Source organism: Rhizobium sp. CF080 (assembly GCF_000282095.2).
Classification (GTDB): Bacteria; Pseudomonadota; Alphaproteobacteria; order Rhizobiales; family Rhizobiaceae; genus Neorhizobium.
The window spans coordinates 379,988-406,340 of sequence record NZ_AKKC02000004.1 but is presented as its reverse complement, the minus strand read 5'-3'; the positions used below and the strand labels follow the sequence as shown (position 1 = coordinate 406,340).

The 26,353-nt window shown below is 59.9% G+C and carries 22 protein-coding genes and 1 tRNA gene; 10 read left to right on the top strand and 13 right to left on the bottom strand.

Features of this window, described 5'->3' with window-relative positions; genetic code table 11:
• The first annotated feature begins 120 nt into the window (after window positions 1-120).
• The gene (locus PMI07_RS08925) at window positions 121-762 is read left to right on the top strand and encodes an IMP cyclohydrolase (protein WP_007759650.1); all 642 of its coding nucleotides are present in this window, start codon (window positions 121-123) and stop codon (window positions 760-762) included.
• A gap of 53 nt (window positions 763-815) precedes the next feature.
• Here PMI07_RS08925 and PMI07_RS08920 read toward each other — a convergent pair whose 3' ends face one another.
• The 3 genes from PMI07_RS08920 to PMI07_RS08910 form a co-directional block, all read right to left on the bottom strand.
• Complete coding sequence (locus PMI07_RS08920; RefSeq protein WP_007759651.1) at window positions 816-1,658, bottom strand: oxidoreductase; 843 nt, start codon at window positions 1,656-1,658, stop codon at window positions 816-818.
• A gap of 140 nt (window positions 1,659-1,798) precedes the next feature.
• Window positions 1,799-3,091: a UDP-N-acetylglucosamine 1-carboxyvinyltransferase gene (gene murA / locus PMI07_RS08915; RefSeq protein ID WP_007759653.1), complete on the bottom strand. Its 1,293-nt coding sequence runs from the start codon at window positions 3,089-3,091 to the stop codon at window positions 1,799-1,801.
• Window positions 3,092-3,203: 112 nt separating this feature from the next.
• Complete coding sequence (locus PMI07_RS08910) at window positions 3,204-3,434, bottom strand: hypothetical protein (RefSeq protein ID WP_007759654.1); 231 nt, start codon at window positions 3,432-3,434, stop codon at window positions 3,204-3,206.
• A gap of 152 nt (window positions 3,435-3,586) precedes the next feature.
• On the opposite strand from PMI07_RS08910, the gene PMI07_RS08905 reads away from it, so the two are divergent.
• From PMI07_RS08905 to PMI07_RS08895, 3 genes are all read left to right on the top strand, one after another.
• Window positions 3,587-3,661 (top strand) — tRNA-Thr (locus PMI07_RS08905).
• 1,161 nt (window positions 3,662-4,822) lie between these two features.
• Window positions 4,823-6,613 (top strand): ABC transporter ATP-binding protein, encoded by a 1,791-nt coding sequence (locus PMI07_RS08900; RefSeq protein WP_037086051.1) that lies wholly within the window; start codon window positions 4,823-4,825, stop codon window positions 6,611-6,613.
• A 70-nt stretch (window positions 6,614-6,683) separates the two neighbouring features.
• Window positions 6,684-7,910 (top strand): acyltransferase, encoded by a 1,227-nt coding sequence (locus tag PMI07_RS08895; RefSeq protein ID WP_007759656.1) that lies wholly within the window; start codon window positions 6,684-6,686, stop codon window positions 7,908-7,910.
• A 26-nt stretch (window positions 7,911-7,936) separates the two neighbouring features.
• Here PMI07_RS08895 and PMI07_RS33505 read toward each other — a convergent pair whose 3' ends face one another.
• The 5 genes from PMI07_RS33505 to PMI07_RS08870 form a co-directional block, all read right to left on the bottom strand.
• On the bottom strand, window positions 7,937-9,880 hold the full coding sequence (locus tag PMI07_RS33505; RefSeq protein WP_007759660.1) for an acyltransferase family protein: 1,944 nt from the start codon (window positions 9,878-9,880) through the stop codon (window positions 7,937-7,939).
• Window positions 9,881-10,054: 174 nt separating this feature from the next.
• Complete coding sequence (locus PMI07_RS08885) at window positions 10,055-10,921, bottom strand: alpha-1,2-fucosyltransferase (protein ID WP_007759661.1); 867 nt, start codon at window positions 10,919-10,921, stop codon at window positions 10,055-10,057.
• Window positions 10,922-10,975: 54 nt separating this feature from the next.
• A complete protein-coding gene (locus tag PMI07_RS08880) occupies window positions 10,976-11,740 on the bottom strand; it encodes a glycosyltransferase family 25 protein (RefSeq protein ID WP_007759662.1) in 765 nt (254 codons plus the stop codon).
• A 122-nt stretch (window positions 11,741-11,862) separates the two neighbouring features.
• The gene (locus PMI07_RS08875; protein ID WP_081760669.1) at window positions 11,863-12,693 is read right to left on the bottom strand and encodes a glycosyltransferase family 10; all 831 of its coding nucleotides are present in this window, start codon (window positions 12,691-12,693) and stop codon (window positions 11,863-11,865) included.
• Window positions 12,694-12,897: 204 nt separating this feature from the next.
• Complete coding sequence (locus PMI07_RS08870; RefSeq protein ID WP_007759664.1) at window positions 12,898-13,656, bottom strand: DUF268 domain-containing protein; 759 nt, start codon at window positions 13,654-13,656, stop codon at window positions 12,898-12,900.
• A 266-nt stretch (window positions 13,657-13,922) separates the two neighbouring features.
• Here PMI07_RS08870 and PMI07_RS08865 point away from each other — a divergent pair, with 266 nt between their 5' ends.
• Window positions 13,923-15,329 carry a sensor histidine kinase gene (locus PMI07_RS08865; protein ID WP_007759665.1) on the top strand — a complete coding sequence of 469 codons (1,407 nt, stop codon included), beginning with the start codon at window positions 13,923-13,925 and terminating at the stop codon, window positions 15,327-15,329.
• Window positions 15,326-15,997: a response regulator transcription factor gene (locus PMI07_RS08860; protein WP_155956423.1), complete on the top strand. Its 672-nt coding sequence runs from the start codon at window positions 15,326-15,328 to the stop codon at window positions 15,995-15,997. The genes PMI07_RS08865 and PMI07_RS08860 overlap by 4 nt, the downstream gene beginning before the upstream one ends.
• Here PMI07_RS08860 and PMI07_RS08855 read toward each other — a convergent pair.
• Window positions 15,971-16,549: a hypothetical protein gene (locus PMI07_RS08855; RefSeq protein ID WP_007759668.1), complete on the bottom strand. Its 579-nt coding sequence runs from the start codon at window positions 16,547-16,549 to the stop codon at window positions 15,971-15,973. The genes PMI07_RS08860 and PMI07_RS08855 overlap by 27 nt on opposite strands.
• 547 nt (window positions 16,550-17,096) lie before the next feature.
• On the opposite strand from PMI07_RS08855, the gene PMI07_RS33500 reads away from it, so the two are divergent.
• The 3 genes from PMI07_RS33500 to PMI07_RS08840 all read left to right on the top strand — a co-directional run bounded on the left by PMI07_RS33500 (window position 17,097) and on the right by PMI07_RS08840 (window position 18,578).
• Window positions 17,097-17,891, top strand: a complete 795-nt coding sequence (locus PMI07_RS33500; protein WP_007759672.1) for a DUF1236 domain-containing protein — start codon at window positions 17,097-17,099, stop codon at window positions 17,889-17,891.
• 22 nt (window positions 17,892-17,913) lie between these two features.
• Window positions 17,914-18,105, top strand: a complete 192-nt coding sequence (locus tag PMI07_RS08845) for a hypothetical protein (RefSeq protein ID WP_007759674.1) — start codon at window positions 17,914-17,916, stop codon at window positions 18,103-18,105.
• Window positions 18,106-18,179: 74 nt separating this feature from the next.
• Entirely contained in the window at window positions 18,180-18,578 is a 399-nt protein-coding gene (locus PMI07_RS08840) for a DUF1236 domain-containing protein (RefSeq protein WP_007759676.1), read from the top strand.
• 85 nt (window positions 18,579-18,663) lie between these two features.
• Here the strand turns inward: PMI07_RS08840 and PMI07_RS08835 are convergent, their stop codons facing one another.
• The 4 genes from PMI07_RS08835 to mscL all read right to left on the bottom strand — a co-directional run bounded on the left by PMI07_RS08835 (window position 18,664) and on the right by mscL (window position 22,488).
• Window positions 18,664-19,446, bottom strand: a complete 783-nt coding sequence (locus PMI07_RS08835; protein ID WP_007759678.1) for a polysaccharide deacetylase family protein — start codon at window positions 19,444-19,446, stop codon at window positions 18,664-18,666.
• Window positions 19,447-19,582: 136 nt separating this feature from the next.
• A complete protein-coding gene (gene galE, locus PMI07_RS08830) occupies window positions 19,583-20,617 on the bottom strand; it encodes a UDP-glucose 4-epimerase GalE (protein WP_007759680.1) in 1,035 nt (344 codons plus the stop codon).
• A gap of 159 nt (window positions 20,618-20,776) precedes the next feature.
• Window positions 20,777-21,946, bottom strand: a complete 1,170-nt coding sequence (locus tag PMI07_RS08825) for a pyridoxal phosphate-dependent aminotransferase (protein WP_007759683.1) — start codon at window positions 21,944-21,946, stop codon at window positions 20,777-20,779.
• A gap of 116 nt (window positions 21,947-22,062) precedes the next feature.
• On the bottom strand, window positions 22,063-22,488 hold the full coding sequence (gene mscL / locus PMI07_RS08820; RefSeq protein ID WP_037086042.1) for a large conductance mechanosensitive channel protein MscL: 426 nt from the start codon (window positions 22,486-22,488) through the stop codon (window positions 22,063-22,065).
• Between the two features lie 198 nt (window positions 22,489-22,686).
• Between mscL and PMI07_RS08815 the strand changes: the two genes are divergently transcribed.
• Window positions 22,687-26,202 carry a PAS domain-containing hybrid sensor histidine kinase/response regulator gene (locus tag PMI07_RS08815; protein WP_024163683.1) on the top strand — a complete coding sequence of 1,172 codons (3,516 nt, stop codon included), beginning with the start codon at window positions 22,687-22,689 and terminating at the stop codon, window positions 26,200-26,202.
• The last annotated feature ends 151 nt before the right edge of the window (window positions 26,203-26,353 follow it).

Sequence of the window (26,353 nt, the reverse complement as noted above, 5' to 3'; positions counted from 1 at the left end):
ATGCTGTGGCCACCTGACGACGGACGAAAAGTCAGTGGTGTATTTCGAAATAAGCAATCTGGGCAGGCTGACGGGTCGTTGCTACGATGGCCGCCATATTGGCTTAGGAGAATTTTTGAGATGTATGTTGGTCGAATTGTTGGAGTAGGTCGCAGTCGAAAAGGGGATCTCGTCGCCGCCTACAGAGTGTCGAGCAGGTCATTCCCAAACCGGAACGCAGAAAAGCTCGGCGACACGGTGCAAATCATTGCCCAGCCCGGAAGCGCCGACGCGATGTCAGACAGCCCTTACATCGCCTATGAATGTTTGATTTGGAATGCGCGTTTTGCCGTGGTCAGCAACGGCACCCACACCCGACCAATTTATGAGCGGCTGAAGGCAGGGAACAACCCGCGAGATGCGATAGCCAGCGTCCTCGTTGGCCTGGATCGCGAGTTCGACCAGCACGATACGCCTCGAATCTGTGGTTTGGTCGACCTTGCCGAAGACAAGCTGTGGCTCGGCACTATCACCGCCACCAGCCTATCGGTCATGCCGATAGAGGCCAAGCCTGGCCAGCTCGCATATATTACGACCTATGAGTTCCCCCTTCCCCGGGTTGAACAGATCGATAGCGACTTCGATGCCACCGACCCAAATGCAGTGTGCCGCCATATAACCAACGGATCGGTCTTCGCTCAATTCGAGAAGCCTGTTTGTGCTGCATCCTGGATAGCGTCAGCATCAGGTCCTGAAATCGCGACGCTCAGCTCAATCCGCTGACATCATGCAATCGATGACTGCAAAGGGGCACCATTCGCCCCCGCCCCCGACATTCAGCTGGGAAAATCTGCGGAAAGGCTGATTTCCTCCCAGAGCTCGATCTGGGCCAGCCGCTCCTTCAGCTTCTGGGTGACGCCGTTATAGCAGATGGCGCCTAATACCAGGTGGCGAGGCGCCTGGTCCGCCTCGGTGGCGGCGATCATCGCCTCGCCGGCGCGCACCGGATCGCCCGGCTGGCGGCCGCTATAGCCGGATGTCGCGCCCATGCGGGCGGCGGCGGTTTCGGCATAGTCGGCGATCCTGCTCGGCGTCTGCTTCAGCGAGCGGCCGGCCCAGTCGGTGCGGAACGGGCCGGGCTCGACGCAGGTCACCTTGATGCCGAGCGGCGCGCCTTCATGGGCGAGCGCATCGGAAAACCCTTCGACTGCATGTTTGCTCGCCGCATAATAGCCGGAGCTCGGAAGGCCCATGAAGCCGGCCATCGAGGTGATGTTGAGGATGTGGCCCTTGCGCCGCGCACGCATGCCGGGCAGCACGGCGCGGGTCATGGCGAACAGGCCGAAGACATTGGCGTCGAACATCGCCCGGATCTCGTCCTCCTCGCCTTCCTCGACCGAGGCCTGATAGCCATAGCCGGCATTGTTGACCAGCACGTCGATGCGGCCGAATTTCTGTTCGGCGGCGGCGACCGCATCGGAAATCTGCTTCATGTCCGTCACGTCGAGATCAAGCGCCAGAACATGATCCTTGCCATCGGCCAGATCCGCGACGCGATCCTTGCCGCGGGCGGTCACCACGGTCGGCCAGCCGCGATCGATCGTCAGCTTGGCAAGCTCGCGGCCGAAGCCGGTGGAGCAGCCGGTGATGAACCAGACGGGGGCTAAAGCATCGGTCATGGGAAAATCTCCGTGGGTGCCGGATCAAACAATATGAGGCGGGATCAAAGATGGGCGTATGCAAGAGATAGAAATGCAAAAAAGGACGGCAAGGGCAATGCCCCTACCGTCCTTCGCAAAATATCGGCCTTTCGGAACGATCAGTCGCTGACGCGTTCGACCACCGCTCCGCAGCGGGTGAGCTTTTCTTCCAGCCGCTCGAAACCGCGGTCCAGGTGATAGACGCGGCTGACCATGGTCTCGCCTTCGGCGGCAAGGCCGGCGATGACCAGCGACACCGACGCGCGCAGGTCGGTCGCCATGACCGGGGCGCCCTTCAGCCGGGGCACGCCTTCGACCCGCGCCTTCTGGCCGGACAGCGAGATCCTGGCGCCGAGGCGGGCAAGCTCCTGCACGTGCATGAAGCGGTTCTCGAAAATCGTCTCGGTAATGTTCGAGACGCCCGAGGAACGGGTCATCAGCGCCATGAACTGCGCCTGCAGGTCGGTCGGGAAGCCGGGGAAAGGCTCGGTGGTGATGTCGACCGGCTGGATGCCGTTGCCGTTGCGCACGACGCGCAGGCCGGTTTCCGTCTCGGTGATATGGGCGCCGGCCAAACGCAGCGTATCGAGCGCGTTGTCGAGCAGCGAGGCTTCAGTGCCTTCCAGCAGGACATCGCCGCCGGCCATGGCAACCGCCATGGCATAGGTGCCGGTCTCGATGCGGTCCGGCAGGACGCGGTGGCGCGCGCCGGAGAGCGACGTGACGCCCTCGATGGTGATGGTCCGGGTTCCGGCGCCGGAAATCCTGGCGCCCATGGCGGTCAGGCACTTGGCGAGATCGACGACCTCCGGCTCACGGGCGGCGTTTTCGATCACCGTCGTGCCGCGGGCGAGCGTCGCAGCCATCATCATCACATGGGTGGCCCCGACGGAGACCTTCGGGAAGACGTAAGTGGCACCGATCAGACCGCCCTTGGGGGCCGTGGCGTTCACGTAACCGCCGTCGACCTCCAGCGTGGCGCCGAGCGTCTGCAGGCCTTCGAGGAAGAGATCGACCGGACGCGTGCCGATGGCGCAGCCGCCCGGCAGCGAAACGCGCGCCTGGCCCTCGCGGGCGAGAAGCGGCCCGATGACCCAGAAGCTGGCGCGCATCTTCGAGACCAGCTCATAAGGGGCGGTCGTATCGACGATGGTGCGGCAGGTGAAGTTGATGGTGCGCGAATAGCCCTCTTCCTGGCGCTCGCGGCGGCCGTTGACGGCGACGTCGACACCGTGATTGCCGAGAATGCGCAGGAGCTGTTCCACATCGGCCAGATGCGGCACGTTCTCGAGCGTCAGCGTATCGCTCGTCAGAAGGGAGGCGATCATCAGCGGCAGAGCGGCATTCTTCGCTCCCGAGATCGGAATGGTGCCCTTGAGTTCGTTGCCGCCTACAATTCTGATGCGATCCATAAGTTGTAACTCTTCCTTCTGAGCGCGAAAGGAGGCGTCCTTAGACGAAATCCGCCGCTGCTTCAATGATTGCTAAAATGGCCTGCCCGAATAGCCTGTCTCGGCGCATAAGCTACAATGATTCGTCCGTTTTTGCGGCAGGCAGCCCTTGGGTCGAATCCTCCTCGCCGGCCCGGCGGGCGCGGGCCTGGGTCTTGCGACGCATCAGATTCTCGCGAAGCTTGGCCGCGGCCTTCGCTTTGCGCTGTTCCTCGCGCGCTTGCATAGCCTTGCGGTGCCGGTCTCCCCGGCTTTCGCCTGTCTCTCCGCCGTCAGAATCGTGCAGTTCGTTGTCGTTCGCCATGGCTCTCCATACCCAAAAACCGGGATTCTTGAAAGCCGAAGCGATGTTTTCCTCAGCCATCGACAAAGAACTTGGAATTTGCTGCTTGCGCTGCCGGTGAACCTATGGCAATAGGCCGCTGCCGACGACGCGGGTCTTTCGCGCCGGCTGACGCTGCTATAGCTCAGGGGTAGAGCACTCCCTTGGTAAGGGAGAGGCCGAGAGTTCAAATCTCTCTAGCAGCACCATTCCATCCCCATGGTTTCACTATTGTTGCGCGCCCGCTTTGGCCTCAAACCTAACGCGAGCGCGCGTTGCGATGCGCAGGAGGATACCTCCACCCAATTTTGGCGTAGGGCTACGTATTTTCACCAATGGAACATTGTGCCGATCGCTTTAGTTTTCCCGGCAGGCAAACGCCCACTGAGTAGAAGGATGAATTTGTTGTGCTCCTGTTCATCTTGATAAGGCTATATGTGGGGCCCAACATTGGAGGAAGAAATGAAAGCGAAACAGTTTGCTGTGCTGGCGGGCATGTCGGTCTTGCTTTTGGGGACAAGCATCCTGCCTGGACCGGCAGCGGCCCAAGTGGAATTCAACCTGCGCGACGGGGGCGTTCGGATCGGAAGACCGGACGACGACAGGCGCTACTATCGCGACGACGACCGGCGATATCGCGAAGATCGGCGATCTGAGCGCAGATACCGACCGGGTTGCAGCCCCCGCCAGGCTTTGGCCGCAGCTTCAAGATATCTCGATGATCCGCGTATAAGGTCGGTGAACCGCGCTTATTATGATATCGACGGTTACGGGAAGCGGGGCGGCAATCGCGGTCGTCCCGACGGCGTTCGAATTTCCACTGCTCCTGACTGTGAGCGCTCCAACTAGGACCCGTTCTAGTCGCGCTCCGTATTGGGCTGGTTATTGGGAGATGCATGGGCCGTTCTTGAGGAGCGCCCATGCCTTTTTGTCAGAGAGGCCACGAGGTTTTCGCTTGTGCCAGGCGTGAACCGTCGCATGGATCTGCTTCGCATCTCGCCGTCCTGTAGTCGTTCCCCATCGCGGCCTCCCCGTTAGAGGCCTTGCATACCATGCAAGCAGCGGGTTGCTCCTGTCGTTCCGTCCCTCCGCTCTCGTTCAAGGTGCTCAACAGTAGCAACCCCATCGAACGAAGACCCGAGGCCCCACGCTTCGGTTTCTCGCCGAGCGTCGGAAGATATAACCTGTGACACGGTTCCTCTTTTGAATCACAGGGCGCTCTGCGCAGGGCCAAGTCGCCACCGTGCCCTTGCGGGAATGCAACAGGCAGTCCGAATCGTGTTTCCGAAGGTGGCAAAATGAACGGCAAGCGTTTAATACGCCCGCATGTGCGCAAACTTCCGGCGAGCATGCCGGAGCGGGAAAACCTATTGAACGCCAAGAAAAGTAAGAAGCACCATCTGGACTCGGGTACCGTAACCAGCGTCCTCAAGCGGGTGATCGCCGAGAACGGCAAGGATCATATCCGGGGCTACGCCTTTGCGATTTTCTGTCTCATTGCGACAGCCATGTCCACCGCCTTTACCGCCTGGATCATGGAATCCGTGGTCAACGAGGCGTTCGCCAACAAGCGTGCCGATATGGTCCTGGGCATCTGCGCCACGATTTTTGCGGCCTTCGTCATTCGCGGCCTTGCGACCTATGGTCAGGCGGTGACGCTTTCCAAGATCGGCAACAATATCGTCGCACGCTACCAGCGGCGTCTGTATTCGCATCTCATGAAGCTTTCGGTGGGGTTTTTCGCGGAGGCGCGCTCCGCTCATCTTGCAGCGCAAGTCAGCCAAAATATTGGTGGAATAAGAGATGTCCTGAATCTGACAGTGACGTCGACCGCCCGCGATCTGCTGACCCTGGTATCGCTGATTGTCGTGATGGTGTCGAAGGACTGGGTCCTCTCGCTGATCGTGTTTGCCGTGGCTCCGCCGCTGATTTTTGCGCTTCGCTATGTATCACAACGGCTGCGCAGCGTAACCCGCGAAGCCATCGAGGTGAGCAGCAAAGTGCTTGGTGCCATGCAGGAAACGATCCAGGGTATCACGGTAGTCAAAGCGTTCACGATGGAGGAGCAGCTAGAACAGAAGGTTCGGAACATAATCGAGTCGTCCGAAAGGCAAAGCAACCGTATTGCCCGGCTTTCGGAACGCACCGCACCGCTGACTGAGACGTTCGCAGGTGTTGCGATCTCAAGCGTGATCGGCTACGCGGCGTTTCGATCCATCTATGACAACGTTCCCCCCGGTGCATTTTTCGCGTTTATCACCGCGCTGTTGATGGCCTATGATCCGGCACGTCGTCTCGCCAGAATGCAGGTGCAAATCGAACGGGCCGTCATCAATGCACGAATGATCTATCATCTACTCGATATGCAGCCGTTGCAGCGAGAAAAACCCAATGCGCCTGACCTCGCGGTGACCAAGGCGCAAATCGAGCTGAAGGGCGTTGTGTTTGCCTACGGCACCGGCGCCCCGATCCTGCGGGGTGTCGATTTGATCGCAGAGGGCGGCAAGACAACCGCTCTTGTCGGCCCCTCGGGTGCCGGCAAGTCGACGATCATCTCGCTGATCCCGCGATTTTACGATCCCTCGGAAGGCCAAATCCTGATCGACGGGCAGGACATCGCCAATGTCACCAAGGCCTCTCTGCGCCACGCCTTGGCCTACGTGACACAGCAGCCGTATCTTTTCGAAGGGACGATCCGCGACAACATTCGCTACGGACGACCGGAGGCAACCGATGCCGACGTAGAGGAAGCGGCCCGCCTCGCCCACGCCCACGATTTCATCCTTATGCAACCCAAGGGTTATGAAACGCCGGTCGGAGAAAATGGCATGACGCTGTCGGGCGGCCAGCGACAGCGACTTTCGATCGCGCGCGCACTCGTTCGCAATGCCCCGATCCTTCTTCTCGATGAGGCCACCTCCGCGCTCGACAACGAATCCGAAGCTGCCGTACAAAGGGCGCTCGATTCAGCTATGCAGGGACGGACCGTGGTCGTCATCGCGCATCGCCTGTCGACCGTCGTCAACGCCGACAAGATCATCGTAATGCATGAAGGCCGGGCCGTTGAAGAAGGCACGCACGAGGAGTTGGCGAAGCGCAAAGATGGTCTTTACGCCCGTCTGAACAACCTCCAGTCGTCTGAAACGATCGCGGTTGAATGAGTTAAAGTCGTAGCGTTGCCACGCCGGGTGAATCGAACATTTCTGTGCTGCGGGCACAAGGCGAGAAAAAATGGTTAATGTTGTCTCGAGTATAGCAACATCTCCACTCGTAGCATTTCTCATTTTCTGCTTTTTCTACGCGTGTATGATGTTTGCATCCGGCCTTGCCGTCAAGTCAGCCCTGATAAGCCCTGTCGTAACAGCATCAAGCAATCGCTACGGCGCTCTCGACGGGCTTCGCGGCCTTTTAGCCTATGGGGTGATGTTCCATCATAGCATGGCTGCATACAGCTATTTTTCTTCCGGCGTATGGTACGGTCTCGATAACGCTGTCGTCTTTCAACTTGGAAAGACGACGGTCGCACTGTTCTTCATGATCACCGGCTTCCTGTTTACAGAGAAATGCATCACGGGAAAAGTGAACTGGCGTTCGCTTTATATCTCCCGGCTGTTCCGGCTCGCGCCGCTATACATCCTTGTCATGCTGGTAATGTTTACCGTTATTTTCGCTCTTTCAGGATTCCAGGTGCTGGTGCCGATCAGCAAGCTCGGAAGCCAACTGGGGAAGTGGCTGCTATTTGGCGCGGTTGGCCGCCCCAATATCAACGGATTTGAGAAAAGCTGGACATTGATCGCTGGCGTGAACTGGTCTCTACGGTTCGAATGGCAGTTCTATCTGTTTGGACTACCAGTCTTGTTTCTGATGTCGCGGTTCATGAACCGCAAGGCCCTCCTTACGGGGGTACTCACAGGCCTGGGCACGCTTGCACTTTACGGCTGGATCCGCGGAGACCTGGGTTTGGAACTGCTCTGCACGGCACATTTTCTGTGCGGTATCGCCGCATCCCTGATCTACAATAACTCCGTGGGCAAGCGCTTGATAACATCGCGGGCATTCCATGCCGCCGCGCTATTTTGCCTGCCTGTTCTGGCGACTTCCCCGCAGGGCACAGTGGTGCCGGATCTCCTGGCGACCTTTGCGATATTCTTAAGTGTGCTTGGCGGCGGTTCGCTTTGGGGCCTGTTGAAAACACGCGCTGCGATCTGGTTGGGTGACATCAGCTACGGCGTCTATCTGATTCACGGTTTGGCACTGTGGCTTTCCTATTATAACCTCAGCCGAGCAGGCTTGCTGGATGCAATTGATGGCCCGATTTTCCTCCTGCTTTTGCCTGCCATCGGACTGGTCGTTCTCGCCATCTCCTCGGTCTCCTACATCCGGGTCGAGTTGCCGATGATAAAATTGGGCCGAAAGCTCGGAAGTCCAAAAACAAGCAGCCGTGTGGAGCTCGCCTAACCCCCTGATGAGTTATCCATTTTAAGTTAAAACGCCTTCGGCATTGCCAAGGCTTCTCGCAATGCCGGCCCAACGACGGTGTTTGCAACAAAGCGGGAACCGAGCAAAGACAGGTGACCGTAGTCCTGCGTCATCAATTCTGGCGACCCTCCATTCTCGCTCTCGTACCGGGGGCATTCTCCTTGACGGCAGACTTTGTCGAGAATCGATACGTAGCGAGCCCCGGACGCGCCGACATCGGCTTTGTATTTACGGTCAAACTCGAAAAGGCCCTGTCGAAGCGACTTGCCGTCGAACCTGTCGATGTCCGACAGTGTTTTCTTGCCGATGCCAATCTCGACGGCGACGATATCCGGCAATGGGCCGTTCCAGATGGGAAATTGCCCCACGACCATAGTCGGGGTTATCTGGGCCAATGCCTTCAATTGTTCAAGGAACTGTTGATAATATCCTGGATATGTCCACTTGGCATCTGTGGCAGATGACCAGAGGAACATATAGCCTGAGATCACAACCAGATCGGGATGCATAGCCTGGATCATTGCACTGATCTGTTTGTTGATCTTTTGGCATCGGCTGGTGGCTGTCTGCGAAGTGTTGGGTGGAAAGCTCTCGACCACGGGTAAGCAATAGGCGGCAGAAGCCAGTGCGACTTCGAAACCGTTTTCAGCCCCGTATTGCTTCAGGCCGGGATACAAGCTCGCCGAATGGGAATCGCCGATCAGCAGCACCTTTCGCCCCGGACCGGGCGTGAATACACACTCGGAAGCGGCAAATTCCGACACCGCTGTATCCAAGAGAAAACACTTATCCACCAACTGCATCGATACGCCATTGGCAGGTGTGACCTTGGCAAGCCGGCTCTGATCCAAATCACGCATGAGATAGGAGGAAAGGATCACGAGCCCGATCGATGCGACGCTTACGCTCAGGAACATCTTGCGCCCGATGACGGAAGTTCGTCTGAACGGTTGCTCCACAAATCGCCACGACAGATAGGATATGAAAACTATCAGCCCAATGACGAGCACCTTTTGAGACGCATTGGAGAAATAACCAAGCACCTCAGCCGCCACAATCACGGGCTGATGCCACATATAGATGCTATAGCTGAGCAAACCCACCCACACCAAGAGGCGGGACGCCAGGGCGCGTCCGATGATCGTATCATCGCCGGCTGCGACTATCAGAGCAACGGTACTGGCAACCGGGACAGTGGCATACAATCCTGGGTAGGAAATATGCTCATCAAAGTGGTACAGACAGAATGCCAAGCTTGCCAGCGCCACGGCGGAGATCATGTCTTTCGTTTTGGCGCTCAGAGCTGGTTGCCCGTGCTTACCCAACAACACTGCGATAAACGCCCCTGAAAGAATCTCCCAAGCCCGCGCCGTAAACATAAAATATGCAGTATCGGCACTCCGATAGGTAGCATAGATGGAATACAGGAATAACAGCGCGACCGAAACAATCGTTATTGTTATGATTTTCTTCGGTTTTATTCGGTAGGCCACATAGAATGAAACGGGAAAAATCAGATAGTATTTTTCCTCAATGGAAAGGCTCCATGTGTGGAGCAATGGCCGGACCGAACCGGTATCCTCGAAATACCCCCCGGATCTTGCGAAAAAAATATCGGACGTCAACTTAAGGGAAGCGAATACGCTGCGGATGAAACGCGTATAGTCGCTCGGCATCAAGATTATGAAAAAGACAGGAATCGCAAAGGCGAGGATCAGCAGCAGCAGCGGAAGAATTCGACGCGCGCGCCGTTCATAAAATTGCAGTAGGTTGAAGTTGCCCCTGGCAACATCCTCGGCGATTTTTGTCGTTATGAGGTATCCGCTGATGACAAAGAACACATCGACGCCGATAAAGCCGCCAGCTGCGAAAGCAATGCCGGCATGGAACAAGACAACCGGCAAGACGGCGATCGCTCTGAGGCCATCGATCTCCGCTCTATAACGCACGCTGAAAACCTCTTCGCCCTGGCTTCGGTTCAAATGGAATTTGAAGCGGATAGATTTCGGCCTCCGCCTGTACTGCTTAGGTAACGGGCTGAAGTCAAGCGTCCCACGCAATGCCTCCACGAGAAACCGGTTATAGCGCGTGGCCCCCTGATCAGCGCCTTTCTCATGTCCGTATCACAAGCGTTCCCAGGTTGCCGGGACGATGTCCCTATCATCCTTGTCCGGCGCCCTGAACCATTGCCTCGGCGCAATCACGTGTTTGTTCGGGCGCGGGTTGAGCCATGCGCCCCACCAGCTGAACGAGCTATTGGCGATGATATGCGCGTGGCACGCAGCCATCAGGTGCATGTCTTCGCCATCCCGGCCGTTGTTTTGAGGTTCGATAAAAACCATCGGGCGCGATGATTGCAGGTTGTCCCTTGCCCATTGCGGCTCGTCCGAAAAGACGAAGAATGAGGCATCGCCGGCACGATCAAGCATGCGGCGCATCGCCTCGTGGTACCAGGGCGGCTCGCATGTGCCGTGGACTGCATTTGCCGAAGGGTTGGTGACGTAATCGCCTCGACGGACATGAATGGAAACCGGCGTGGTGGCGGCGCCGATCCGGGCGAGGACATCCTGCCGCGCCGGGCCCAATGGAGACTTCAGGCTGAAGTCGCTGCGTATGGCGTCAGCCGATGATGCGAAATATTGCTCGCTCTGCCAATAGCCGGAAAGATGCAGCGATCCGCGTAAGGCAGGTACCCTGCTATCGAATGTGAGACCGTTCTCGACGATCCGCTCGCAGCTTGAGCGGTCGGGCTTGAAGGCCGACGTGAACTTGCGCAGGAGTCCCCTTTTGGGTTTGGCAGGGACCTCGTCGGGCTGCGCGATCGCTGCCTTTATGTTGAACTGATCCAGGGCGAAGGGCCGCAGCTTGTAGGCGCCCATCTCGATCAGATCCAGCTTCAGCTCCGCTTCATTGGCAATCGCCAGGGCACGGCCGGCCGCATACTGAAACATCTGGTTGCCCAGGCCGCCAAGAATACGCGTGATGATCACAGGCTGCTCTTTCGCATCTCGGCACTCCGTACCACAAGGAAACTGGAATTTGGTTCAAGCCCGTTTCTGCCACCGCCCGATATTGGGTAAATTCCAGACAAAGCGGCCGATATCGTCGCCGGCGCGGTAGATGGCCCTCAGCTTGCGGAAGCGTCGCGACTTGCGCTCGCGTTTGGCGCCCTGCCAGATTTCGGATTGCTCGGCTGTTTCTGCCGTGTGGGTCACCGGCAAGGGCGAAAGGCCGTAACTGCCGACACCATGCGTCCAGAAGCGGTCCAGATGGCAATCCACCGGCTCGAACCACACGTCGGCCTTTGCCAGAAGCTTGGCGGCCGCCTTCGGGGAGACCGCGTAACAGGAGGTGCCATGCGGCCCGATCTTGAACCGGATAATCTCCGTGCCGGACCCGGATGTTTCACAGACACGGAAACTGCGCTGCTTGTGCCCGGAAAACCGTATGAGCCCGTACGTCCCGATTTTGTCCGCAGCATATCGGTATGCCTCGAGGAAATTTCCGTTGATGGAGACGTCGTCCTCGAAGATCAGCAGGGCCTTGTTGTCCCTGACGCTCCGTTCCCAGAGCAGGTAGTGGCTGGCATAGCAACCGAGTTCGCCGGCGTTCAGGATGAAGCCACGCCTGATCTCCGCGAGCCGCGGATCGAATTTTTCGAAAAGCGGATGCCCGTTGCGACCCTCGACGGCATTGAAAAAGCTGTAGGGCAGGCCGAATGGCGCAAGCGTCTCGATCATCTTGGCGCGACGGTCAGCGGAGCGCTCAAGGTTGACGACGACGATTTCAAGCGCATTGTCTTCTGCCATGTACCAGCCGCCCGGTTGCGATTTCAGGTTAGCTTTCTGCTTTCGGCGCATATCGTTGTCAATGCATGATAATGCTGTGGCCCATTGCAACGGCTCGCGGTCGGTCGGCAGGCACCATGCAGTTACCTGAACAGGCTGGCGAGCTGCTGAACCCGTTTCCGGATCGAGTTCCGGAGCTTCAGGCCCTTCGGCCGAAACGATTTCTCCGGCTTCAACGACGATATCCGGGCGGGCGCAGCTCCATCACGTTGCCCGGCGACTTCCTTGGCTATCCCCGACAGGATCGCAAACAGATTGTGCTCGTTGAGAACCCGGCGACGTGCTTCCTCCAGATAGGGCAAGGCGCGTTCTGCCGTGTCGGATTCGATCACATGCTTGATCGCCCGAATAGCATTCTCATGATCGCGGATGTCGATCCTCGTCAGGGCCTCCTCGGGGAAATATTCCAGGATGTTCCTGCTGCCATGATAGATCGGGTAGGTAAGCGTCAGGAAAGGATCGGCGAGCTTCTCCGTCCAGTAGTGGTCGAATGTCGAGTTCTCGATCGCGATGTGATAGCGATAATCCGAAAGCACATCCATCTTGTCGGTAAAGTCGTTAATCCCCCGCCCGAAGACATCGACCTCATCACCGAAATGGGCCTTTATGCGCTCGACGAATGCAAGTCGCTCGCGATGCCCTTGGGTATAGGCTTTGTTGGACGAAACGATGGAAACCTGTTTCGTCTTGGCCGGGCGAAAGGTTTGGAACTCGGGCCAGCCGATGCCCTTTGGTCTGAGTTGCCCCGATTTGTCCCAAACGCCCACATGCCAGGGCAGCCCCAGTTGTGCGAACCTAACGTTGGAGTGAGGTGTAGTTGTGTCCGTGGTCAGCACAAGATCAAATTGCGATAGAAATCGCGGAAGGTACGTTTTCACCGTGCTGGGTTCGGAGGCTATGAACACGCGATACATAGCTTCGACCGGACGCCACGATTCGGGAAGGCCATCATAGACAAACAGGACGTCGCACGGTCCCCCGTCCCTCGTGAAAGAGAACCGAACACCGTCCCATTCTGTCACGGACTTCGGAAACTGACGTGGCCAATCCCAGTTGGGCGATGACGATATGAAGGCCGCGCTTATCAAATCAAGATCCCGTGGTCATTAACGGCAATTTCACGACAAAAGCTTCCTGAAGGTATAAATGCCACAGCCATACCTAACGTTTGCAGCGGCGGAAGCCACGTCCGCGCCAATATGAAGGTCGCCCGCATCATCGACAAAATCAAACTTCTCCAGAACCATGCTGCTTTTGATCGCATCATAGTTCAGTATGCTTGTCGGATGGAACACGCGATGAGCATTGAAGTGAACCTCATCGCCTCGGCCGATCGGGAAGCTTATGTAGAGCCTTCCGCCTTTCGTCAGCATATTGACCAGATTGGCAATGCCCTTGAGGTGCCCGTTCACATCAATCGGGTCTCGATATCGGCCGAGCCCGAAATGCTCGATAGTATGTAGGCATGAGAGCGAATCTGTGATCTCAAATCCAGTTTCGTCCATGAGGTCGGCTTTCTTGAAGACGATGTTCTTGTGGGCAGTTGGCGGCAATGGACGCACATCGAACACCTCGATCTCTCGAAAGGAGGCCACATGGGCAACGAAGCCATCGATGCGTGATCCGACATCCACATGTCGCTTCGGCTGAATCGCATTAATATAACTCGCAACCAGCAGATCCTGGTGGAAATAATGCCCCTTCGCTGTGCCGGCGCTGTCGTCATAGTCATGCAAAATCGTGAATTTGCGGGTGATGACTCCACCTTGCCGCAGCCATTCCTTACGCTGTTTCCAGTAAAGCGGCAGATGACGATAACTCCGCAAAACTCCAGGATCAAAGCCTAGCTTTCTTGCGATTTTCTTTACGAGTCCCATATCTGCGACATTCCTCATCAGGCTTATACCGGCGGATTGGAACCATATCCGGTATCCGATGTGAAGTGAGAAAGCAGCAGGCAACAGCCTTATTGCGAACTTGAAGTTCGGCAAGTTGCTGCGATGGCACTTCTCAGCCTATGACCTCGAAGAAATGAATGTCAGGAGTGATGCCGCTCTTCCCAAAAATCCGCTCCGAATGCAACGCATCAGCCCCCTTGTGCGTTGCGCGCCATCGGCTCGCATGGTGCGGGTCATGGAACGGCATGCGGATGCGGCTCGGGGTAATTCTTGATCGCTGGAACGACCAATCTCTCGCCAGGCAGTTTCTGCTGGCGGGCGGGCTGGTGGCGTTTGCGGCGATGCTTCTGGTCGGCGCCTATGTGACGAGCCTCATCGAAGCGACGGTCACCCGCAACTCCGCGGCTTCCACCGCGCTTTACGTCGACAGCATCATCGCCCCGCTGCTTCCGGACATGAAGACCAACCAGACGCTCGACGACGTCACCACCCGTGCGCTCGACGAGACCTTCGGCCAGGGCGCGCTCGGCGGGCAGGTCATATCCTTCAAGCTCTGGCGCAAGGACGGCACGGTCCTCTATGCGACCGACAAGAGCATGGTGGGGCAGAAATACGAGCCGAGCGAGGGCCTGCGGACCGCCTTTTCCGGGCAGATGGTGGCGCGGTTCGGGCTTGCCGAAGATCCTGAAAGCAAGCTCGAGCGCTCGACAGGCATCCCGCTTCTCGAAATCTACAATCCGATCCTGCAGCCCTGGTCGGGTGAAGTGGTGGCGATCGCGGAATTCTACGAGGTCGCGGACGATTTCGAGCGCAGCCTCCATCAGGCGCAGCTTCGAAGCTGGGCGGCCGTCGCCGGCGTCACGTTCTTCTTCTTCCTGATCCTCTCAGCGATCGTTTTCCGCGGCAGCCGCACGATCGACAACCAGCGGCAGGCGCTGACGCAGCGGGTCGCGGAACTGTCCGACCTGCTTTCGCAAAACAAGGCTCTGCACGCGCGGGCCCAGCGCGCCTCGCGGCGCGCGACCGCGCTCAACGAGAGTTATCTGCGCCGGCTCGGAGCCGATCTGCATGACGGACCGGCACAGCTGGTCGCCTATGCGGCACTCCGGGTGGACAGCCGGCTGCTGACCGATCCCGCTACGCCGCCAGAAGCACGCGAGGAAGAGGTCACCACGATCAAGGCCCGGCTGGACGAGGCGATGGACGAGATCCGCAGCATCTGCAGCGGCCTCGTGCTGCCGCAGATCGAGACCGCGGAACTGCCGGACGTGCTGCGCCGCGCCGTCAATGCGCACCGGCAACGAACCGGGCTCGATGTCGCGCTGTCCATGTCGAGCGGGTCGCGGGCGCTTTCGCCTTCGGCGAAAATCTGTATCTACCGGTTCGTGCAGGAAGCGCTTAACAACGGTTTCCGGCATGGCGGCGGCAAGGAGCAGAGCGTTCGCCAGAGTTTTGACAACGGCAATGTCGTCATAGAAGTCGCCGACCGGGGGCCGGGCTTCGACCCGCAGAGCATTCGCCCGGAAGGTCTCGGGCTGGCGGGCATGAGAGAGCGGATCGAAAGCCTCGGCGGCACATTCGCAATCACCACATCGAAAGACGGCACCACGGTTCGGATGTCCCTGAACGTGCATGAAATGGAGCAGGCCTGATGCCAGGAATAAAGATAGCGGTCGTCGACGATCATCCGTTGTTCCGGGAGGGAGTGACGCGCAGCTTCGGCGAGATCGAGGATTTCGAGATGGTCGCGGAAGGCGGCTCCCGGGAGGATGCGCTGCGCATCGTGCGGGAACTGTGCCCGGACGTGATGCTGATGGACATTTCCATGCCCGGCAACGGTCTCGAAGCGATCGCGGAAGCGCTCGACCATTGTCCGGATCTCAAGATCGTCATGCTCACCGTTTCGGAGACGAGCGAAGACATCGCCACGGCACTCAAGCTCGGCGCGAAAGGTTATGTTCTCAAGGGTGTCGGCTCCAGGGGGCTGGCAGACGTGGTCAGGACCGTGGCATCCGGCGAGAGCTACGTTTCGCCGGCCCTCTCTGCGCGAATGATTGCCGGTCTATCCGCCCCCGACGCCTCGGCAAGGCCCGACCCCATGTCGGAACTGACCGGCCGCGAACAGGAGGTCCTGAGGCTCGTCGCATCCGGGCTCAGCAACAAGCGGGTGGCGCGGGAGCTCGATCTTCACGAGAAGACCGTCAAGCATCACATGACCCGCATCCTCTCGAAGCTGAAGGTGACCAACCGGACGGAGGCGGCACTCGCGCTTCGCGATGCGACGGATCAACGATCAGCGGCCGAACGACCGCAGTCTTGAGGCATCCGAGGGGGTTGCGGTCCGATTGACGATCGTGCGGGCGCGCGAATCCCGCATCTCGTACCGCCCCTGGGAAATTCGCTCCGTCGTGCCATTCTGGTGACGGACGGTTATCGATGACCCGCGCATATCGACCTCGACGCCGGCTTTTGAGGGAGCGGCCGGGGTTGCGGGAGTTGCAGGCTGCGCGGGAGTAGCGGGGGTCGCCGGGGCGCTGCCGGGATTTGCAGCTCCACCTGCCGGTGCCGATTCGGCCCCGGTACCAGTTCCGCCGTTACCATTTCCGTTGCCACCGCTATTGTCGCTGCCGGAACCATTCCCGTTATTGCCGGAATTGCCGCCGCCGGCATTGTCGCTGCCGTTCCCGCCGGAGCCGTCGTTTCCGTTCCCGCCGCCATTGCCCCCAGCATTGCCATTGCCTTCCTGAGCGGCGACCGTCGACAGAGCAACGTCCAGCCGGCCGTCCGCGCCGGCGACAACCTTCAAGGGCAGCATGGCTGCAATGACTGCGGTGAGCACTCCACTCCAGACAAGCATTCTACGCGTTGGCATCTTTCGCTCCCCTGGCGTGGTCATCTCCTGAGTGGGCATTTGAACCGTTTTCACGCACGGCAGCGACGTTTAAACCGGGCTTCCGCCCTTATGGTTCCGTCGCCAGACTTGCCGATCAAAGTGCCCGCCGACTGCAGCATGGCAGCCGACGGGCAGGTTCTGCGCTGAAAAGGACCGATCATCGCGCAGGAACCGGATCTGAAATCCATCAGACAGCGAGCGCTCCCAAAGTGGCGATGAAGACGAAAAGCCCCGCGACGGGGATCAATAGCCACCTGGCCTGGAAAACGCTGTTGTCCATGATGGAACCTCCTGAAAACCTTCAGGATCAACGGCACTTTAACAGGCCGGTTCCTGGATTTCAGCCCCCCTTGGACCTTTGCCCGGCCCCATCAGACCAAAGGCCCAGAAGATGTTTGGCCTGAAGTCCCCACCCTGCCCGACTGAAGCCCAAAACCTGGAACGGGCCGGGGCAGCCAGAGTTTGAAGGGCGCATTGCAGGCTCATGCAGAGGCTCGCAGGCGAAACAGAAAATAGAGGAAACATCATGAAACCCTTTATGAAACAGACGCTCGCGATTGCGCTTCTTGCCGGATCGACGCTTTCGGTAGTGCCGGCAATCGCTCAGGCTCAGGCTCCCGCAACTGGTCAGGATGGCGGGGCAGCTCCGGTCTTGCCACGCAAGCTCCCCCCGGGCTCGGATGGCGCCAAGCAGGCCCAGCCGCAGCAGGACATGGGTGCCACGACGCAACAGCCGAAGGGTACAGCCGGCGGCTCGACGAGCGCCCAGACCCAGGGCGGTGATCAGCAGCCCCTGAAGAAGGGCGACACCGCGTCTCAGGAAAAACCGGCCGATCCGAAGAAGGCGCAGGCCAGCGATGCCCAGACGGGCACCAAGGACACGAGGGCGCAGCAGAAACCTGCCGGCCAGAAGGACGGCGCAACGACCGCCAATTCCGGCTCGGGTTCGGGAACGGATGCCCGCAAGCCGGCAACCGACGACACTGCCCGCCAGAACAACGGCGCGCAGCAGCCTGGCTCGAACCAGGCCGCGACCGACAAGCCTTCCAACGAGGTCACCGGCAGCATCAACATCTCGACCGAACAGAGGACGGAAGTGCGCAAGATCCTCGTCCAGAACAAGGTCGAACCGGTCAATGTCAATGTCGAGGTCAATGTCGGCGTCGCCATTCCGACGACCGTGAGACTGCATCCGTTGCCGCCGCGCATCGTCGAAATCGTGCCCGCCTATCGCGGCTACGAATACTTCGTCCTCGCGGACGGACGGATCATTATCGTCGAGCCGTCAAGCCACAAGATCGTCTACATCCTGGTCGGATGACCCCTGACCACAGGAGGCAACCATGAGTGACCGAGAACCGACAGTGATCCATACGGGCGGAGGCAGCGGCGGTTGGGCCGTCGCCGTCATCCTTCTGGTCGTCGTCATCGCAGGCGGGCTCTTCCTCTTCGGAGGCGGCTACCTCGGCAACCGCAACGTCGATATCGACGTAACCCTGCCGAGGGTCGAGGCGCCTGCGCCGGTCACCAAATAGCCGGCCTCGACCGCATTCGATGGGACGCGGCCCGAACCCATCCGCCCGTCCCGCAACAACTAAGGAGAACTATCATGAAAACCAAGATCATCGTTCTTTCCGCCGCAGTCCTCGGCATTCTCGCCCCGGCTGCTTCCGCCCAGCAGGGCACCGTCAATGGTGCGGCAGGCGGTGCGGTCACCGGTGCGATCATCGGCGGCCCGGTCGGTGCAGCCGTCGGAGGCGTCGCCGGCGCGATTGCCGGCACCGCCATCGATCCGCCGCCGCAGCGTGTCGTCACCTATGTCGAACAGGCCCCGGCCCCGGCATCGCCCGTCGTCGTCAAGGAGAAGATCGTCGTCGGCAAGCCCGTTCCGGAGACCGTCGTGCTCACCCCGGTTCCGGACAGCCCGAAATATGCCTATGCAGTGGTCAACGAACAGCGCGTCATCGTCGACCCGCAGACCCGCACGGTCGTCCAGGTCGTCCGCTAAATACGACCCCTTGCCGAAACAAGATCGGGGAGAGACGGAATTCCGTCTCTCCCCGATCTGCGTTCAAAGGCTGAACACCGCGCGCTCACTGCGTCGTGTCGTCGTCGCCCATGCCGTCGACATCCGAAAGGCGCACGAATTCGACGCCCCGTCGTTTCAGGGCAAGCAGTGCGCGGGCAACGCCCTCGCCGGCCGCATGTGTCGGCTGGTTGATGTGTGCCAGGACGACGTCGCCATCCTTGGCGGCGGTGATGCGTTGTTCGGTGACACCGGCACCGAGCAACGAGCCGCCGTCGCCGTTCAGAGAATAGCCGGCGACCCGGTATCCCATCTCTCGGATCTGGCGGATCGCGGAAGGATCGTATTTCGCGGTCGAGCCACGGAACCAGCGCGGTGCGGCAAGGCCTGCCGCCCGCATGGCATCGGCGCCGCCCGACACTTCCTGGCGAACGGCCTCCGGCGATCCAGCAGCGGCAATGCCGTAGATCACGACCGGTACATCGACCGCCGGCACATGGTTCTGGCCGTGGTTTTCCAATTCGAACAGATCGAGGTTGTTCAGAAAGATCGCGACCGACTGCGGGTTTTTTCTCAGCCAGCGGGCCGTGACGAAAATCGTCGCGGGAATTCTCTCCCGGACAAGCGTCGAAAGGATTCGCTCGTCGGCCTGCCCCATGCAGGCATCGAAGGTCAGCGCCACGCGCGGACGAACAACATTGCCCGAACGCGAGACATGCAGATGCGGCTCGACCAGTTTGGGAGCGCGCACGGCATTCTGGGCCGCAGGGGTTTGAGGCGCCGGCATGTTTTCAGCCGTTGCCACGACCGGGAGGAGGACAAGAAAAGCAGAAAGAAAAAAGCGTCGCATGGGATACCGATAACAGGGTGTCCGTTGTTTTATCGCCAAATGCTTAAAATCGCCATGCGACCGAATAGCCACTCGGAAACGAAACGGGAAGAGACAAAGGCCGGACGGTGCCGGCCTTTGTCTTCTCACCCGGAGCTCAGAAGCGTGCCGAGGCCAGTCTGGTCTGCAGCGACTTGAGATCTTCGGCCTTGCGGGAAGCGAGACCTTTCTCCCAGGAAATTGCGGTTTCGACGATGAGATCGAGATCGTCGTGGCGGGGTTTCCAGTCGAGCAGCCGGCGGGCCAGCGTCGAATTGGCAACCACGCTTGCTGCGTCGCCCGGCCGGCGGGGTCCGTAGCGGATTTCGAACTTGCGGCCGCCGACGCGCATCACGGCGTCCAGGACCTCCAGGACCGAGTAGCCGCGGCCATAACCGCAATTGGCGATCAGAGGTTCGCCGCCGCGGCGCAGGTAGCTCAGCGCCTTCAGATGCGCATTCACGAGGTCGGTGACGTGGATGTAGTCGCGGATGCCGGTGCCATCGGGCGTCGAATAATCGGTTCCATAGACATCGACACCACGGCGTTTGCCGAGCTCGGCCTCGCAGGCGATCTTGATGAGATGGGTGGCACCCTCGGTCGACAAGCCGGTGCGGCCGAGCGGATCGGCGCCGGCAACGTTGAAATAGCGCAGCGCCACGAAACGGAAATCATAGGCCGCGGCGGCATCCCGCAGCATCATCTCCGACATCAGCTTCGACTGGCCATAGGGGTTTTTCGGGTGCAGGTCGGCATTTTCGAGAACGGGCGTATCGTCCTTCTGGTCACCATAGACGGCGGCGGTGGACGAGAAGACGAAATGACGGATACCCGCTTCGACCGCAGCGGCGGCGAGCAGTCGGGTATTGCCGGTGTTGTTCTCGTAATAATCCAGCGGGTTGGCGACCGACTGCGGCACCACGATCGAGCCCGCGAAATGCAGGATCGCGTCGATATCGTTTTCCGCAAAGATCTGCGCGAGAACGGCACGGTCGCCGACGTCGCCGAGATAGAAGCGCGCCTCGGCCGGCACGGCCCAGCGAAAACCGGTCGATAGCCGGTCGAGAACAACAACTTCCTCACCCGCGTCGAGCAAAGCCCAGGCCATGTGGCTGCCGATGTAACCCGCGCCGCCTGTCACCAGAACTGCCATGTCTATACTTCCCTGCTTTCTTATCGTTGGCAGGACAAAAACACGGTCAGTCTTCAACAATGCTTACCCGACGCGGGTTGCGCCGGGTTTATCTCGGGTCAGGGCAAACGGGCTCTTGAGCAGATCGCTCAAATTTTATCGTTTGCGTGCCGAAACGGCTCAAAGCCCCTTGATATAGTCGGAAAGGCGGCCGGCGGCCTCTTCGATCTGCTTCGGATCGCGCAGGAAACAGGCGCGCAGGAAAAGTTCGCCGCCCTTGCCGAAAGCCGAACCGGGAGCCAACGCCACGCCGATCTTGTCGACGATATCGAGCGCTGCGCTGCGGCTGTCGGTGATACCGTCCACCTTGACGAAGGCGTAAAGCGCGCCGTCGGGCTTCAGGGTTTCGACCCGGTTGGTGGCAATCAGCGCGTCGCAGAGAATGTCCCGCGCCTGGGTCGCCCGCGCGATATTCGCATTGACGAAATCATCGCCCTGGTTGAGCGCCACGACGGCGCCGCGCTGCAGGAACTGGGCCACGCCGGAATTCGAATACTGCACCAGGTTTTCGATCACCTGTCCCATTTCCGGCGGGGCGACGATCCAGCCGACCCGCCAGCCGGTCATCGACCAGTTCTTGGAGAAGGAATTGGCGAAGATGATCCGGTCGCCTTCCTCCATGATGTCGAGGAAGGACGGCGCGCGGGCAGCACCACCGTAATAATAACGGGCATAGATCTCGTCGGCGACGATCCAGATGCCGTGCTTGCGGGCGAGCGTCAGGATGTTCTTCAGATCATCCAGCGTCGCGGTCCAACCGGTCGGGTTGGCCGGCGTGTTGATGAACAGGCCCTTGGTCTTCGGGGTGATCTTCGCCTCCAGCTTGGCCAGATCGAGCGCCCAGCGGCCGCCGACGAAATCGAGCGGCAGGCCGACGGAATGGGCGCCGGAGATCTCGATCGCCGAGATGATGTTCGGCCAGGTCGGCGACAGGTAAATCATCTCGTCGCCCGGCGAGGTCACTGCCTGAACCGCCAGCATGATCGCGTGCATGCCGGACCCGGTGACGTAAAAATGCTCGACCGGCAGCGAGACGGAGAAATGCCGCGTGTAATAATCCGACAGCGCCTGGCGCAGTTCGGGAATGCCGCGCTGCCAGGTGTAGAAGGTCTCGCCGCCGAGCAAGGCCTCGGTCGCGGCGCGGTTGATGAAATCCGGGCTCGGCAGATCGCCTTCACCGGCCCAGAGCGGGATCAATCCCTCCCGTCCGCGGGCGTAATTGAGGACCTCGACAATGCCGCTTTCGGGCGCCGCGACGGCGCGGGGGCTGAGACTGGAGATGATCGACATGGAATTCCCTTGGCTTGTTTCCCACTTCTTTAGCGCAGGAAAGCCGGGGAATCCCATGATAATCCGTGACGCGGGGATCGATTCTGATGATGAATCCAAGCGGCGTGATCAAAAGATCACTTTGCCTTCAGCAGGTCGCGAATTTCGGTCAGGAGCTGGATATCGGCCGGTGGCGGAGCCGGCGTCTCGTCGGCCGACTTCTTCTCATCAGCCAGGCGCATCTTGTTCACGGCCTTCACCATCAGGAAGATGATGAACGCCAGGATCACGAAATTGATGAGAACGGTGATGAAATTGCCATAGGCAAAGACCGCGCCCTGTTCGCGGGCAGCGGCGAGCGACGGCGCTGTGACCGCGCTCGACAGCGGCAGGAAATAATTCGAGAAATCGAAGCCACCTCCGGTAATCGCCCCGACGATCGGCATGACGATGTCATCGACCAACGATTTTACGATGCCCGTGAAAGCGGCGCCGATGATGATACCGACCGCAAGATCGACGACATTGCCCTTGGCAATAAAGGAACGGAATTCGCTGACCATTGACATCGCCAATATCCCCCATGGCTTTTCAGGTTTCAGTAAAACGCAACATAGCGCTTTCTGCGGACGTGGAAAGATGCCATCCGCCAAAGGCTTAAATGCGATCGTCTATTGGACTTTTTGCCAAGAGCCTCCCTGATTCCCAAGCGCATGCTTTTCCCCTAATGTTCGAGGTTCAAAGCCTTTTGCGGAGGAGCAATGCTTCCGGGCTGGATCATTTTCGTTTCGGCTTTCGCCTATGTGCTGCTGCTGTTTGCGGTGGCGAGTTACGGCGACCGGCGGAGCCGTGTCTTCGGCGTGCCGAAGAACGGAAGGCCGATCGTTTATGCGCTGAGCCTTGCGATCTACTGCACCTCCTGGACCTATTTCGGCGGTGTCGGGCTCGCCTCGCAGAAGGGCCTGGAATTCACCGGCATCTATATCGGCCCGATCCTCGCCTTCTCGCTCGGCATGCCGATCATCCGGCGTATCGTCGAGCTCGCCAAGGCCGAGAAGCTGACGTCCGTCGCCGATTTCATCGCCGCCCGCTACGGCAAGAATTCCACCGTGGCGATGATCGTCGCGATCATCGCGCTGGTGGGTGCCATTCCCTACATCGCGCTGCAGCTGAAAGCGGTGTCGAGCTCGGTCGCCGCCATGGTCAATCCGTCGGATTACGGGATCGGCAGCGGCAATCTCTATTTCATCGACCTGGCGCTGATCGTCACGCTGATGATGGCCTGTTTCGCGGTCATCTTCGGCACCCGCCATACGGATGCGACGGAACATCAGGACGGGCTGATCCTGGCGGTCGCGATGGAATCGGTGGTCAAGCTGCTCGCCTTTGCGACGGTCGGCTTTTCGGTCTTCTTCATTCTCTTCGACGGGCCGGCCGACCTGCTCGCCAAGGCATCGGAAAACATGCTCGTCGGCTCGGCGCTCGCCTACGAGACGCCGATCAGCCGCTGGCTGGTCCTGATCGCGCTGTCGGCGTTTGCAATCATCATGCTGCCGCGGCAGTTCCATGTGACGGTGGTCGAGAACCGCACGACAAAGGAGCGCAAGGTGGCGAGCGCGCTGCTGCCGCTCTACCTCATCGCCATCAATATTTTCGTCTTGCCGGTTGCCATGGCCGGCCTGATCACCTTCGGCGGCACCGGCGACGCCGATCTCTACGTGCTGACGCTGCCGCTCGCCGGCGAACTGAAGGTCGTTTCGCTGATCGCCTTCATCGGCGGCTTTTCCGCTGCCACCGCCATGGTCATCGTCGAATCCGTCGCACTCTCGATCATGGTGTCGAACGACATCATCATCCCGATCTTCCTCAGGCAACGCCTGATGGCGGCGCGCTCCGGCCAACGCACGGACTTTACCCGCACGCTTCTGAATATCCGCCGCGTCGCGATCTTCGGTGTTCTCATGCTCGGCTATGCCTATTATCGCATGGCCGACAGCCAGTCCGGCCTCGCCTCGATCGGGCTGCTCGCGTTTGCGGCGATTGCGCAGGTGGCTCCTGCCCTCCTCGGCGGCCTTATCTGGCGCCGCGCCAATGCCCGCGGGGCGATCCTCGGCATGTCCTTCGGCTTCCTCGCCTGGGCCTATCTGCTGTTCGTGCCGAGCCTCGGCGGACCGGACAATTCCCATGTGGCGACGGCTGTCCTCAATTTCCTCTTCCCCGGCACCGGCATCTTCTCCGGGCCGCAGACGGACCCGCTGGTCAACGCGACGATCTTCAGCCTGACGCTCAACATGCTCGCCTTCGTGCTGGGGTCGCTGTCGCGCAATCCGCGGCCGGTCGAGCGCATCCAGGCTGGCATCTTCGTCAAAAGGCACCTGCGCTCGCAATTCGCCACCCGCGGCTGGAAGACCCGCGTCGGCGTCGGCGACCTGAAGACCGCGATCGCCCGTTATCTCGGCGAGGAACGCATGCGGCGCTCCTTCTCCAATTACGAAAAGACGGCCGGCCGCACATTCAGCGACGATCAACCCGCCGACATGGCAATGATCCATTTCTCCGAACAGCTGCTCGGCAGCGCCATCGGCTCGTCTTCCGCCCGGCTTGTCCTGTCGCTGATCCTGCAGAAGGCCGAGGACACCAATTCCGACACGGCTTGGCTGCTCGACCAGGCAAGCGAGGCGCTGCAATATAACCAGGACATGCTGCAGACGGCGCTGTCCCAGATGGACCAGGGCATCGCCGTGTTCGACAGTTCCGAGCGCCTGACCATCTGGAACCGGCGTTTCCGCAATCTGCTCGACCTGCCGGAACAGGTCGGTCAGGTCGGTTTTCCGCTTGCCGACATGGTCGCCATCCTCTCGGAACGAGGCGATCTCGCCGCGTCGGACCAGGCCGAAGTGATCCGCCAGTTCCAGACGCTCGATGCGCCCTTCTCGCTGGTGCTGAACGGCGGCGAGCGGATCATCGAAGTGCGCTCCAACGCCATGCCGGACAAGGGCATCGTCGCGACCTTTACCGATATTTCCGAACGCGTCGCCGCCGACCAGGCGCTGAAGCAGGCAAACGAAACGCTGGAACAGCGGGTCGGCGAACGCACCGCCGAGCTCACGCGCGTCAACAAGGAGCTTGCCGAGGCGCAGGCATCCGCCGACGAGGCCAATATCGGCAAGACCCGGTTCTTCGCGGCCGCCGGCCACGACATCCTGCAGCCGCTCAATGCCGCCAGGCTCTATTCCTCGGCGCTGGTCGAAAGGCTCGGATCGTCCGACAATAACGGCTCGCTGGTGCGCAATATCGACTCCGCACTGGAATCCGTTGAGGCGATCCTCGGTGCCGTGCTCGACATATCAAGGCTCGATACGGGGGCCATGAAGCCGCGTTTCACCACGGTGCCGCTTGAGGACCTCTTGAAGCGCATCGAGACCGACTATGCCCCGATGGCGCGCGAAAAAGACTTGCAATTCGTGGTCATGCCGACATCGCTGAAGGTCCGCTCGGATTCCAACCTGCTTCGCCGGCTGGTGCAGAACCTCGTCTCCAACGCCATCAAATATACGATCGACGGCAAGGTGCTGATCGGCGCGCGCCGGCGGGGCGACCAGGTGATCATCGAGGTGCTCGATTCCGGCATCGGCATCCCGCCCTCGAAATTCCGCACCGTGTTCAAGGAATTCGCCCGTCTGGACGAAGGCGCAAAGACCGCGGCAGGCCTCGGGCTCGGCTTGTCGATCGTCGACCGCATCTCAAGGGTGCTCAACCACCCGGTCCAGCTCGCCTCGACACCCGGCCGCGGCACGACCTTCCGGGTGCAGGTTCCCATGGACCTGACCGCATCGCAAACGATCCGCGCAGCCGACCAGGTCGAGCGCCGCAAGCGCTCGCAGCCGCTGAACGGGCTCAGGGTTCTCTGCATCGACAACGAACCGCGGATCCTCGAGGGCATGGCGCTGCTGATCACCGGCTGGGGCTGCACCGTCGGCCAGGCGGACTCGCTCGCAGCCCTCGACGAGATCGTCGACCGCCGCGAACCGCCGCCGGAAATCATCATTGCCGACTATCATCTCGACGACGGCAACGGCATCGAAGCCGTTCTCAAGCTCCGCCAGAAATACCAGGCGGACATCCCGGCGCTGATCATTACCGCCGACCGCACCCCGGAAGTCCGCGCCGAAGCGGAGCGGCACGACATCGGCGTGCAGCACAAGCCGGTGAAGCCGGCCGCCATGCGGGCCTACCTCACGCAGGTTGCAGGCCTCAAGCGCGTCGCGGCGGAATAGTGTGAACCTCACCCAACCCAGCGTTCATCGCGAAGTCATCACGCACAGTTTACGGTAGATCACGTCTAAACGCTCGAATTGGGCTGGAACTGTCCGGCTTTTTGCCGCGTTTAGCCGCGTACATCCTGGCCCGCAGAGGCCTTACGGACCG